The organism is Enterococcus columbae DSM 7374 = ATCC 51263, assembly GCF_000406925.1.
Taxonomy (GTDB): Bacteria; Bacillota; Bacilli; order Lactobacillales; family Enterococcaceae; genus Enterococcus_E; species Enterococcus_E columbae.
Map to the genome: position 1 here is coordinate 303,484 of NZ_KE136347.1, position 13,505 is coordinate 316,988.

Sequence of the window (13,505 nt, forward strand, 5' to 3'; positions counted from 1 at the left end):
AACGTTTATTGACTAGTTATTATGAGTTACGATTTATGTTGTCAATTGTAGCAAATATATAATATATATAGTAGAAATTTGCAGGAAGGAGCAACAATCGATGGCGTATAAATATTTGGTAATCGTAGAATCTCCAGCCAAAGCAAAAACAATCGAAAAATATTTAGGAAAAAATTATAAAGTAGTCGCTAGCGTGGGACATGTTAGAGATTTACCTAAAAGTAAAATGGGAATTGATGTAGAAAATAATTATGAACCACATTACATTTCGATTCGCGGAAAAGGCGATGTGATTAAGAGTTTAAGAGCAGCGGCTAAACGTGCTGATAAAGTTTTTCTAGCAAGTGACCCGGATAGAGAAGGAGAGGCAATTGCTTGGCATTTGGCTCATATTTTAGGGTTATCGTTGTCAGAAAAAAATCGCGTTGTTTTTAATGAAATTACAAAAGATGCAGTAAAGGCGGCATTTAAAGAGCCTAGAAGCATTAATTTAGATTTAGTTGATGCCCAACAAGCGAGACGTGTATTGGATCGCTTGGTCGGTTATTCTATCAGTCCGATTCTTTGGAAAAAAGTGAAGAAGGGCTTGAGTGCTGGTCGGGTACAATCAATCGCCTTAAAAATGATTATTGATCGCGAAAACGAAATTCGTCAATTTGAACCAGAAGAATATTGGAGTATTGATGGCAATTTCAAAAAAGGTCGCCAAAAATTCAAAGCAAGCTTTTGGGGTGTAGCTGGCGAGAAGGTCAAGCTAGCTAACGCTGAGGATGTCCAAGCTGTTTTACAAAAAGTAATCTCTGATGAATATCAAGTAACGAAAGTTGAGAAAAAAGAACGCAAGCGTAATCCAGCAGCACCATTTACAACAAGTAGCTTACAACAAGAGGCTGCAAGAAAATTAAACTTTAGAACGCGCAAAACGATGATGGTGGCGCAACAACTTTATGAGGGAATTTCGTTAGGTAAACAAGGAACGGTTGGGTTAATTACTTACATGCGTACAGACTCCAAACGAATTGCAGATACGGCAAAGCAGGAGGCAGCAGCCTATATTGAAGAAGTGTTTGGCCAGGAATATGCTGCTCATGATAGTAAAAAAGTTGTCAATGCACAAGGAGCACAAGATGCACACGAGGCAATCCGACCAACCAGTACCTTACGCACACCTGAAAGTATCGAGCAGTATTTAGATAAAGACCAAATGAAGCTCTATCGTTTAATCTGGTCACGTTTTGTGGCTAGTCAAATGACGCCGGCTGTTTTGGATACAATGAAGGTTTCTTTAGAACAAAATGGGGTGACTTTTATTGCCAATGGCTCCAAGGTGAAATTCCAAGGCTTCATGAAAGTGTATATCGAAGGTCGTGACGACGGAAAAGAAGAAAAAGAGAATTTATTGCCTGAGCTAGTTGAAGGTGAGATAGTGCAATCTGTAGATGTTGAACCAAAACAACATTTTACGCAACCACCAGCGCGCTTTAGTGAAGCAACTTTAATTCGAACTTTAGAAGAAAATGGTGTAGGTCGTCCATCGACTTATGCACCAACTCTAGATACCATTCAGCGCCGTTATTATGTAAAATTGGCACAAAAACGTTTTGAGCCAACTGAATTAGGGGAGATTGTGAATACATTAACCGTGGACTTTTTCCCTAAAATCGTGGATATTCACTTTACTGCTGATATGGAAAATAGCTTGGATTTAGTTGAGGAAGGAAAAGAAAATTGGGTTCAAGTAATTGATAGTTTTTACCAACCATTTGCTAAAGAGTTAGCAACAGCGGAAGAAAAAATCGAAAAGATCCAAATCAAAGACGAACCAGCAGGATTCAATTGTGATGAATGTGGTCATCCGATGGTCATTAAACTTGGTAAATATGGTAAGTTTTATGCATGTAGTAATTTCCCAGAATGTCGGAATACCAAACCGATTGTCAAAGAAATCGGTGTAGTTTGTCCGAAATGTCATCAAGGACAAATTATTGAACGAAAATCTAAAAAAAATCGTGTCTTCTATGGCTGTAATCACTATCCAGAGTGTGATTTTGTTTCATGGGATAAACCAATTGGTCGCGATTGTCCAAAATGCAACCACTATTTAGTCGAGAAAAAGGTTAAAGGTGGTAAGCAAGTGGTTTGTCCAAATGGTGATTATGAAGAAGCCGTGCAAAAGTAAAGAGATTGGAGAAAAGAATGAGTTTTGTAAATGTAATAGGTGCCGGTCTTGCCGGTAGTGAAGCCGCTTGGCAAATCGCCCAAGCTGGTGTTGAGGTGAGATTGTATGAGATGCGTCCGAAAAAATCAACCCCTGCCCATCATACTTCGCAGTTTGCTGAATTAGTTTGTTCTAATTCATTACGTGGAAATAGCTTACAAAATGCAGTAGGAGTATTAAAAGAAGAAATGCGCCGTTTAAATTCGGTGATTTTAGCTTCTGCTGATGCAACCAGTGTGCCGGCGGGGGGCGCTTTAGCGGTTGACCGTGAGACTTTTTCAGCAATGGTCACAGAAAAAGTGAAGAATCATCCTTTAGTAACCGTGATTGAAGAAGAGGTAACCACATTTCCAGAAGGGATTACAGTTGTAGCAACAGGCCCACTTACTTCAGAGGGATTATCCAAAACAATTAAAGATTTCAATGGTTCAGATGGCTTTTATTTTTATGATGCAGCCGCACCAATTATTGAAAAATCTTCAATCAACTTTGATAAAGTATATTTAAAATCACGTTATGATAAAGGTGAAGCAGCCTATCTAAATTGTCCAATGACTAAAGAAGAGTTTGAAGCTTTCCGTGAAGCTTTAATTAGTGCTGAAGTAGCACCATTAAAGGAATTTGAGAAAGAAAAATACTTTGAAGGTTGTATGCCAATTGAAGTAATGGCGGCTCGTGGAGAAAAAACGATGTTATTTGGCCCAATGAAGCCAGTCGGTTTAGAAGATCCTAAAACGGGTAAACGTCCATATGCTGTTATTCAATTGCGTCAAGATAATGCAGCCGCTTCACTATATAATATCGTCGGCTTTCAAACCCATCTAAAATGGGGCGAACAAAAACGAGTATTTCAAATGATTCCTGGTTTAGAAAATGCTGAATTTGTTCGCTATGGTGTGATGCATCGTAATAGCTTTATGAATTCCCCTGAATTGTTGTTGCCAACCTATCAATCGAGAAAAGATGAACGAATTTTCTTTGCTGGTCAAATGACGGGAGTAGAAGGCTATGTAGAAAGTGCAGCTAGTGGACTAATTGCGGGGATGAATGCCGCTCGTTTAGCTAAGGGCGAAGAACTAATTGAATTTCCTAGAGAAACGGCGATTGGTAGTATGGCGTATTACATTACGCATGCAGAAGGCAAACATTTCCAACCGATGAATGCTAATTTTGGGTTACTACCTGAATTACCAGAACGAATTAAAGATAAGAAATTACGTTATGAAACCCTAGCCAATCGTGCTTTATCTGCTTTGGAAACCGTAAAAGATCAATATCAATTATAGGTAAAATAATCGAAGTATCATTTTGTGAATAAATATTAAAAAATTTAACTGTGTATATATCTTTGCAAAAGGCTTCTTAGCTATCTCAATCATTTAGTTAAGATCGTGTTAAAACCATTAATCAATGGCTATTTTTTGCTGGATAGTGCACAGTCTTTTTTTTTAATGATAAATATTTTATTAAGTTTTTAACGAAAATAACTAACTTTTTTGCGAAAATATGATAACATTTTTATTATTGTAGCTGTGAAAAAGAAAATTCTGACAATTGATTGTAATTTTAGAAAAGCTATGTTAAAGTGTAAATTGTATAAGCAGTTAGAAAATTCTGTAAAATTAAACAGTTTAGATATTTATTTGCTTACAAGGAGGAAATTCAATGGTTGAATCACAATTTCATTCAACAACGATTTGTGCAATTGAAAAAGATGGAAAGTTTGCGATGGCTGGTGATGGCCAGGTAACTATGGGCGAAAAAATCGTGATGAAAGGAACTGCTCGTAAGGTTAGAAGAATCTATAATAATCAAGTCGTGGTAGGTTTTGCTGGTAGTGTTGCCGATGCATTCACTTTAGAAGAAAAATTTGAAGGTAAATTAAATGAGTTTAATGGAAACTTACAAAGAGCAGCTGTTGAATTAGCTCAAGAATGGCGGACCCAACAATCTATGCAAAAATTGGAAGCGATGTTAATCGTCATGAATGACAAAGAAATGCTATTAGTTTCTGGAACAGGTGAAGTGATTGCTCCTGATGATGGGATTTTAGCCATCGGTTCTGGTGGCAATTATGCAATGGCAGCGGCAAGAGCGATGAAACAATATGGCGATCCTAATCTATCTGCCAGTCAAATTGCTAAGAATGCCTTGAGTATTGCTGCAGATATTTGTGTATTTACCAATCATAATATTATTGTAGAAGAATTTTAGGAGGATATAACGTGTTGAATCAAGTACAAACACCTAGAGAAATTGTTGGTGAATTAGATAAATATATTATTGGTCAAGCAAAAGCCAAACGCTCTGTTGCAGTAGCGCTTCGTAATAGATATCGTCGCATGCAATTAGATGAAAAAATGCAACAGGATGTCACACCTAAAAATATTCTAATGATCGGACCAACCGGAGTCGGTAAGACAGAAATTGCTAGACGTCTAGCTCATATTGTTCAAGCGCCATTTATCAAAGTTGAGGCGACAAAATTTACTGAAGTCGGTTATGTTGGTCGCGATGTCGAGTCAATGGTTCGTGATTTAGTAGAAAATGGCATTCAAATTGTTAAAAAACAACAATATGCGCGTGTACGTGTACAGGCAGAGAAGAAAGCCAATCGTCGTTTAGTGAAGGCATTGGTACCTGGAATTAAAAAAGAACAAAAGAAATCCACTAATCCGTATGAACAAATGATGTCGATGTTTCAAGGAATGCAAGGGCAAGCACAAGATGAGGTTAAAGAAGAATTAACTGATGAAATTAGAAGTACGCGTCAAGCAGTCTATGAACAGTTAGAAAAAGGCTATCTTGATCAAAAAGAAGTAACGATTGAAATTGATGAACCAAAAGTACAAATGCCTAGCTTAAATAATGGGTTAGAGCAAATGGGGATTGATTTACAAGAAACACTAGGTGCGTTGAAGCCAAGAAAGAAAATCTCTCGTACTTTGACGGTTAAAGAAGCTAGAGAATTACTAATTAATGAAGAATCTTCTAAACTTGTTAATGACGCAGATATTCATTCAGAAGCGTTGAAATTAGCTGAAACATCAGGAATTATTTTTATTGATGAAATTGATAAAATTACTTCAAAATCAAAACAATCTGGAGAAGTGTCACGTGAAGGAGTCCAACGCGATATTTTACCAATCGTTGAAGGTTCGCAGGTAAATACAAAATATGGACCGATTCAAACCGATCATATTTTATTTATCGCTTCAGGGGCCTTTCATTTATCCAAACCAAGTGACTTGATTCCAGAATTACAAGGTCGTTTTCCAATTCGCGTTGAATTAGATGATTTGACAGCTGAAGATTTTGTTAAAATTTTAACTGAACCAAACAACGCCTTAGTGAAGCAATATATCGCTTTATTGGCTACGGAAAATATTCAGGTTACCTTTACTAAAGAAGCGATTGAAAAAATTGCACAAATTGCTTATCAGGTCAATCGAGATACCGACAATATTGGCGCTAGACGTCTGCATACGATTTTAGAAAGGTTATTGGAAGATTTGTTGTTTGAAGCCTCTGATATGCAAATGGGTGAAATTACTATTACTGAAAGCTATGTAGCTGAAAAATTAGATGACATTGCTCAAGATGAGGATATGAGCCGTTACATTTTATAAAATAGAGTTAGGGGTAGATGAAATGACGACTTTATTACAAAAAACGCGACAAATCAATGAATTGCTGCAGCAAAAAAATACATTGATTAATACAAGTGGGTTACCGTACAATCGTATGGCGATGATTTTGGGAGATATTTTGGACACCATCACTTATATTATTAGTAGTGAAGGTAAGTTATTAGGTGTAAATGAAAAGCATGATGTCAATAATGATCGTGTGAAAAAAATGTTGACGGAAAAACAATTTCCAAAAAACTATACGGACATGGTTGATCACATCGAAAAAACAGTAGCGAATATTCCAGTTAGTGATGATTTAACGGCTTTTCCTATTGAATTTAGAGAATTATATCCTAATGGGCTGACAACAATTATTCCTATATTTGGTGCAGGTGAACGATTGGGAACAATTATTTTGTCTAAATTAGATCATACGTTTAATGAAGATGATTTAGTTTTAGCTGAATATAGTGCGACTGTAGTTGGGATGCAAATTTTGTACCAAAAATCGCGAAATATTGAAGAGGATATTCGTAGTGCAACGGCTGTTCAAATGGCTATTAATACTTTATCTTATTCAGAATTAAAAGCAGTGCAAGCAATCTTTAGTGCTTTAGAAGGCGATGAAGGTCGACTAACCGCTTCTAGTATTGCAGATGAAATTGGTATTACTCGTTCGGTTATTGTTAATGCACTACGTAAGTTAGAATCAGCAGGGATCATTGAATCGCGCTCATTAGGAATGAAGGGGACTTATCTTAGAATTATCAATCAACGCTTCAAAGATGAGTTAAATAAAATAGGATAAACGAGGAAAAAATATGTATTCGATTCAAAATCAATATTTAAAAGCAAGTTTTGAAAGTAAGGGTGCAGAGTTACAGAGTTTATTTCACTTGCAGCATCAAATAGAATATCTATGGCAGGCAGATCCTAATCATTGGGGGAAGCATGCACCAATTTTATTCCCTATCGTAGGGGCTTTGAAGGATAATCGTTATCAATATGAGCAACAAAGCTATAGTTTATCTCGTCATGGCTTTGCTCGGGATATGATTTTTAGTGTGGTCGATCATCAAACAAGTGAAATCACATTCTGTCTGAAGGCTGATGAACAAACCCACAAACATTTTCCCTTTTTATTTGAATTATATGTTTCTTACCACTTGGTCGATGAGTCATTGATTGTTGAGTATAAGGTCGTCAATAGTGATGAAAAACCGATGTATTATGGTATCGGTGGACATCCAGCCTTTAATGCACCATTGGAGTCAGGTTTGAGTTTTGAAGATTATCAGCTTATCTTTGAAAAAGGTGAATTTTTAAAACAAATCCCATTGGTTGATAATTGCTTAGATTTATCAGCGGCTACTCAGCCTGAGAATACTGTCTATCCACTAAGTCATGAGCTATTTAAAAATGATGCATTAGTCTTTGAGACTACGCAAGATGAAGTACAGATTACTTTACAAAGTCTAAAAGGTAAACGTAAGGTGAGGGTCTCTTATCGGGATTTACCTTTTGTGGGCTTATGGTCAACATATCCAGTCGCATCAAATTTTGTCTGTATTGAGCCTTGGGCAAGTGTGGCTGATGTAACGACAACAAATGGACAATTGGTTGAAAAATATGGGATTCAAACGTTAAATGCCAAACAGGCTAAACACTATCAATATATCATAACCGTTAAATAATCAGCGGATTGTGGTAATTACATCATTTATAGAAATAAAAAAAGTCATTGGTAAACCAGTTGAGGTAAACCAATGACTTTTTTTATTTTTTCTTGCGTAAACCAAAAGGAACTTTATTTTCAGTTCCTGATAAAATTCGTTGAATATTATCTTTGTGTCGATAAAAAATAAATACACTTACTGCAATTGCGATGACAGTTAAGAGCCAACTATGATTAGGTAAGATCAATGGACAAATATTCGGCAAAAAAATCGTTGAGAGGGTAATCAAAACGGCTGCGATCATACTTGATAAACTAACCATACTAGTGCAGTATAGACAAATGATAAAAATGAAACAGGAATAAATAAAAAAGAGAGGTTGATAACCCAGCAACATTCCTGCACTAGTCGCCACAGCTTTGCCACCTTTAAAGTTGGCAAAAATTGGAAACGTATGACCTAAAATAGCCGCAACGCCATACCAAAGCGGATTAATATTTTGGATATGGAAAATTTGTGGTAACAAGGTCGCTAACGTTCCTTTTAGAATATCGATAAATAAAACAGCGATGCCTGCTTTTTTTCCAAGTACGCGAAAGGTGTTGGTTGTCCCAGTATTTCCGCTACCATGTTTACGAATATCCGTTTGATAAAATAGTTTACCAATCCACACGCCTGATGGGATGGAGCCTAACAAATAAGCAACAATAAATAAAAAGTATTTTAGCATAATTTCCACCTTTAAATAAAAACTACCATGATTGTATCATGAAACATAACGAACAACAATCTTTCTTTTTGAAAGCTTTATCTCTAAATGTGGTATAATAAAAGGGTAGCGTTTAAATGAGGAGTGATTTGTGATGGAATTATCAGATGAAAAATTAACAAGCTATTTAAAAGAAAGTCATACAATTGCAGTAATTGGCTTAAGTGAAAAAGAAGAAAAAACCAGTCATCGAGTTAGTGCCTTTATGCAAGATAAGGGCTATAAAATTATTCCGATTAATCCTAAAATGGCCGGGCAAACCATTTTGGGTCAAAGGGTGTATGCTTCTTTACAAGAGGTAGAAGAACCCATCGATATTGTAAATATTTTTAGACGTAGTGAATTTTTGCCAGGAATTGCAGAAGAATTTATTCAAACGAAGGCTAAAATTTTTTGGGCACAACTAGGAATCGAAAATGAGCAAGCGGCTGAAATATTAACGCAGGCTAATCGCTTGGATTTTGTGATGGATCGCTGTATTAAAATTGAATATCAACGCTTGATTGAACAGCCTTAGTCGATTAAATCGATAAAAAGATTGACACTGTGACTATAAAATATGATAAAATAGCGTTTAGTGTTGGAAACACTTTGAAATGATTAACGCAGTTTCGAGGTGTTTCTTAGTTTATGAAGAGAAAGTAAAAAGGAGCGTTCATTTTGGCAAAACAAACCAATGAATATAATGATCAATCCATTCAGGTATTGGAAGGTCTTGAGGCGGTTAGAAAACGTCCAGGAATGTATATCGGCTCAACAGATGGTCGAGGACTACATCATTTAGTTTATGAAATTGTCGACAATGCTGTTGATGAAGTTCTAGCTGGTTTTGGCGATAAAATCAATGTCACAATTGAAAAAGATAATAGTATTACGGTGCAGGACTTTGGTCGGGGAATGCCGGTGGGAATGCATGCTTCTGGAATTCCAACCGTGGAAGTTATTTTTACTGTATTACATGCTGGAGGAAAATTTGGCCAAGGTGGCTATAAAACTTCAGGTGGTCTGCACGGAGTTGGGGCGAGCGTGGTGAATGCTTTATCTAGTCATTTAGATGTTACAATTGTCAGAGACGGTCAAAAATACCAACAAGTATTTGCAGACGGTGGCAAACCGGTTACAACCTTAAAATCTTTAGGGAAAACCAAAGAAGCCAACGGGACGACGGTACACTTCAAGCCAGATGCTAAGATTTTTTCAACGACTCAGTTTTCTTATGAAACTTTAGCTGAACGCTTAAGAGAATCAGCCTTTTTACTCCGCAATGTTAAAATCACGTTGACTGATTTAAGAGGCGCTGAAATTGTTGAAGAGGTTTTCCATTATGAAGAAGGAATCAAAGAATTTGTCGCTTATTTAAATGAAGAAAAAGATACGCTAACTCCAGTCATTTATTTCTCAGGTGAAAAAGATGGCATCGAGTTAGAGGTTGCTTTCCAGTATAACGATGGTTACTCAGAAAATATCCTATCCTTTGTTAATAATGTGCGAACTAAAGATGGTGGAACACATGAGGTTGGTTTCAAGACAGCTTTAACTAAATCTTTTAATGAATTTGCTCGTAAGGTTAATTTACTAAAAGACAAAGATAAAAATCTTGAAGGTAGCGATTTTCGTGAAGGGCTGGCTGCAGTATTGTCAGTCAAAGTGGTTGAAAGCTTATTACAATTTGAAGGGCAAACCAAAGAAAAATTAGGTACTTCAGCCGCTCGTACAGCTGTGGATACGACAGTAGCAGAACAATTGAGCTTTTTCCTTTTAGAAAATAATGAAATGAGTCAAATGCTTGTTCGTAAAGCAATCAAAGCTAGAGAAGCTAGAGAGGCTGCCAGAAAAGCACGTGAAGAAAGTCGAACAGGTAAGAAAAAGAAAAAAGGTGAGTCTCTTTTATCTGGAAAATTAACACCGGCTCAATCAAAGAATGCCAAGAAAAATGAATTATACTTAGTCGAAGGGGATTCTGCCGGTGGTTCGGCTAAACAAGGACGTGATCGGAAATTCCAAGCGATTTTACCATTGCGTGGGAAAGTCATTAATACCGAAAAGGCCAATATGCAAGAAATTCTAAAAAATGAAGAAATCAATACAATGATCTACACGATTGGCGCAGGAGTTGGCCCTGAGTTTTCCGTTGAAGATTGTAATTATGATAAGATTATCATCATGACCGATGCGGATACAGACGGTGCACATATTCAAGTATTACTACTTACTTTCTTTTATCGTTATATGAAACCTTTAATTGAAGCAGGAAAGGTTTATATTGCTTTACCCCCACTTTACAAGGTTTCTAAGGGAAGTGGCAAAAAATCTGTCATTGAGTATGCTTGGACGGACGATGAGTTAAGCGCTAAAATTAAAAAAGTTGGTAAAGGCTACATGCTACAACGCTATAAAGGATTAGGTGAAATGAATGCCGAACAGCTTTGGGAAACCACCATGAATCCAGAGACAAGAACCTTAATTCGTGTTCGGATTGATGATGCGGCCCAAGCAGAACGTCGCGTAACTACCTTGATGGGTAGCAAAGTTGAACCTAGACGTAAATGGATTGAAAATCATGTGCAATTTACTTTAGAAGAAGAAGGCAGCATTTTGGAACGCCGAACAGTAGATGAACCGACATCTACCACTCAAACAGATGAGTCAACACAATACGAAGAAATAAGCATCTTTGATTTGTAGGAGGGCTATGATTGGAACAAGAAAAGAATATTGAAGAACTGACACTTGAAGATGTCATGGGTGATCGTTTTGGTCGTTATTCTAAATATATTATTCAAGAACGTGCTTTGCCGGATATTCGTGATGGCCTAAAGCCCGTTCAACGCCGGATATTATTTGCTATGAATAAAGATGGCAATACCTTTGAGAAGGCCTTTCGTAAATCAGCTAAATCAGTTGGAAATATCATGGGCTTTTTTCACCCACATGGCGATAGTAGTATCTATGAAGCGATGGTCAGAATGAGTCAGGATTGGAAACTCCGTGAAATCTTGATTGAAATGCATGGGAATAACGGAAGTATGGATGGGGATCCACCAGCAGCGATGCGTTATACCGAAGCACGATTATCCGAATTAAGTGGAGAATTACTAAAAGATATTGATAAAGAAACCGTAGAATTAGTTTGGAATTTTGATGATTCAGAAAAAGAACCAACTGTTTTGCCGGCTAAATTTCCCAACCTATTGGTAAATGGCTCAACAGGGATTTCCGCTGGTTATGCAACGGAAATTCCCCCACATAATTTAGCGGAAGTGATTGATGGGACTATTTATTTAATTGATCATCCTGATGCTTCGTTAAAACAATTAATGCAATATATTCCTGGTCCAGATTTTCCAACTGGAGGCATTCTACAAGGAACGAAAGAGTTAGCGCAAGCCTACGAAACGGGTCGAGGAAAGGTTATCTTACGTTCAAAAACGTTTATTGAAAATATTAAGGGAAATAAACAGCAGATTGTTATTAATGAAATTCCTTATGAAGTCAATAAAGCCAATTTAGTTCGAAAAATTGATGAAATCCGTATTAATAAAAAAATCGAAGGAATTGCTGAAGTACGTGATGAAAGTGACCGAACTGGTTTGCAAATTGTAGTTGAGTTAAAAAAAGAGGCCAATGCAGAAGGTATATTAAATTATTTATTTAAAAATACTGAATTACAAATTAACTATAACTTTAATATGGTGGCGATTGATCAAAAACGTCCGCAACAGGTTGGGTTAAAACATATTTTGACTAGCTATATTCAGCATCGTAAGGAAGTTGTATTAAAACGCAGTCAATTTGAATTGAAAAAAGCGCAAGCTAGACAACATATTGTTGATGGCTTGATGAAAGCTTTGTCGATTTTAGATGAAGTGATTCAAACGATTCGTGCAAGTAAAGATAAAAAAGATGCGAAGAATAACTTGATTATCCAGCATCAATTTACTGCCGAGCAAGCCGAAGCAATCGTTAATCTGCAATTATACCGCTTAACGAATACGGATATTACCCAATTGCAAAAAGAAGCAGAAGAACTGGCACTTGAAATTGCAACTTTACAAAAAATCATTGCGAACGAAGCTGAATTATTCAAGGTTATCAAACAAGAATTAAAAGACATTAAGAAAAAATATGGTAATGAGCGTCTAACGAAGATTCAAGCTGAAATTGAAGAGATTAAAATCGAAACAGAAGTCTTAATTGCTGCTGAAGACGTGATGGTTACGGTAACCAAAGAGGGCTATGTGAAACGCAGTAGCTTGCGTTCATATGCGGCATCGAATTTCGATGAATTGGCGATGAAAGAATCGGATTACCTCATTATGTGTCAGCAATTAAACACTCTTGATCATTTATTGTTAGTAACAAATAAAGGAAATGTCATTTACCGACCAATTCATGAATTACCTGATTTAAGATGGAAGGAAATTGGCGAACATATTTCGCAAACGATTTTAAAGCTTTCTGTGGATGAAAATATCATTGCAGCTTTTAGCTATAAGGAATTGTCAGCTGTCGCTACTTTTGTTTTAATCTCTAAACAAGGGCTGATTAAGCAGGTAAAAATGGATGAATTTACTCCTTGGCGCACCTATAAGACTCGCTTTGCTACGATGATGAATCTAAAAGAAAATGACGAAGTGGTAAATGTTTATCTAACAGAAGAACAGGCCCTGCAAGATGTTTTTGTTGTAACTAATCAAGCCTATGCTTTACGATTTAATTTAGAACAAGTGCCGATTTCAGGTCCAAAAGCATCTGGGGTCAAATCAATTAATTTAAAAAATGATGATTATGTTGTCAATGGTTTATTGGTTTATTCAAATGGCGATACCCCTATTCTATTGGTCTCTCAACGCTCAGCAGTTAAACGAATGTTGGCCCAAGAGCTGCCAACAACTGGACGAGCAAAACGTGGCTTGATGATCTTTAGAGAATTAAAGAAAAATCCACACCGCGTAGTCTTTATGGCTGAAGGGGACACTCAAGGCTATACGATGTTCAATCAAAAAGGTCAAAGCTATCCATTCACTGGACTTGATTTCCCAATTGCTGAACGGACATCGAATGGGTCGATGATGCTAGATGAACAAGATGGAGGCCTTGTTATTGCTGTTCAGCCAATCATTACTGCTCCACAAGAAGATTTGCCAACTGAATAAGTAAGCTGTTACAAAACAAATAGCACAGAAGAAATCTGTATCAAGACAGATTTT

The 13,505-nt window shown here is 36.7% G+C and carries 10 protein-coding genes; 9 read left to right on the forward strand and 1 reads right to left on the reverse strand.

Going from position 1 to position 13,505, the window contains the following annotated elements; genetic code table 11:
- The first annotated feature begins 100 nt into the window (after positions 1–100).
- The 6 genes from topA to RK02_RS01545 all read left to right on the forward strand — a co-directional run bounded on the left by topA (position 101) and on the right by RK02_RS01545 (position 7,544).
- Positions 101–2,179: a type I DNA topoisomerase gene (topA, locus tag RK02_RS01520; RefSeq protein ID WP_016182471.1), complete on the forward strand. Its 2,079-nt coding sequence runs from the start codon at positions 101–103 to the stop codon at positions 2,177–2,179.
- 17 nt (positions 2,180–2,196) lie between these two features.
- Positions 2,197–3,504, forward strand: coding sequence for an FADH(2)-oxidizing methylenetetrahydrofolate--tRNA-(uracil(54)-C(5))-methyltransferase TrmFO (gene trmFO, locus RK02_RS01525; protein WP_016182472.1), 1,308 nt, complete (start codon positions 2,197–2,199; stop codon positions 3,502–3,504).
- A 379-nt stretch (positions 3,505–3,883) separates the two neighbouring features.
- A complete protein-coding gene (gene hslV, locus RK02_RS01530; protein ID WP_016182473.1) occupies positions 3,884–4,432 on the forward strand; it encodes an ATP-dependent protease subunit HslV in 549 nt (182 codons plus the stop codon).
- 11 nt (positions 4,433–4,443) lie between these two features.
- Positions 4,444–5,847 carry an ATP-dependent protease ATPase subunit HslU gene (gene hslU / locus RK02_RS01535; RefSeq protein WP_016182474.1) on the forward strand — a complete coding sequence of 468 codons (1,404 nt, stop codon included), beginning with the start codon at positions 4,444–4,446 and terminating at the stop codon, positions 5,845–5,847.
- A 22-nt stretch (positions 5,848–5,869) separates the two neighbouring features.
- Positions 5,870–6,658: a GTP-sensing pleiotropic transcriptional regulator CodY gene (codY, locus tag RK02_RS01540; RefSeq protein ID WP_016182475.1), complete on the forward strand. Its 789-nt coding sequence runs from the start codon at positions 5,870–5,872 to the stop codon at positions 6,656–6,658.
- Between the two features lie 13 nt (positions 6,659–6,671).
- Positions 6,672–7,544, forward strand: coding sequence for an aldose 1-epimerase family protein (locus RK02_RS01545; protein WP_016182476.1), 873 nt, complete (start codon positions 6,672–6,674; stop codon positions 7,542–7,544).
- Between the two features lie 82 nt (positions 7,545–7,626).
- On the opposite strand, the gene plsY is transcribed toward RK02_RS01545, so the two are convergent.
- Positions 7,627–8,256 (reverse strand): glycerol-3-phosphate 1-O-acyltransferase PlsY, encoded by a 630-nt coding sequence (plsY, locus tag RK02_RS01550; protein ID WP_016182477.1) that lies wholly within the window; start codon positions 8,254–8,256, stop codon positions 7,627–7,629.
- A 133-nt stretch (positions 8,257–8,389) separates the two neighbouring features.
- On the opposite strand from plsY, the gene RK02_RS01555 reads away from it, so the two are divergent.
- From RK02_RS01555 to parC, 3 genes are all read left to right on the forward strand, one after another.
- Complete coding sequence (locus RK02_RS01555; RefSeq protein ID WP_016182478.1) at positions 8,390–8,812, forward strand: CoA-binding protein; 423 nt, start codon at positions 8,390–8,392, stop codon at positions 8,810–8,812.
- 143 nt (positions 8,813–8,955) lie between these two features.
- Complete coding sequence (parE, locus tag RK02_RS01560; RefSeq protein ID WP_016182479.1) at positions 8,956–10,980, forward strand: DNA topoisomerase IV subunit B; 2,025 nt, start codon at positions 8,956–8,958, stop codon at positions 10,978–10,980.
- A gap of 11 nt (positions 10,981–10,991) precedes the next feature.
- The gene (parC, locus tag RK02_RS01565) at positions 10,992–13,451 is read left to right on the forward strand and encodes a DNA topoisomerase IV subunit A (RefSeq protein WP_016182480.1); all 2,460 of its coding nucleotides are present in this window, start codon (positions 10,992–10,994) and stop codon (positions 13,449–13,451) included.
- Positions 13,452–13,505 lie beyond the last annotated feature (54 nt).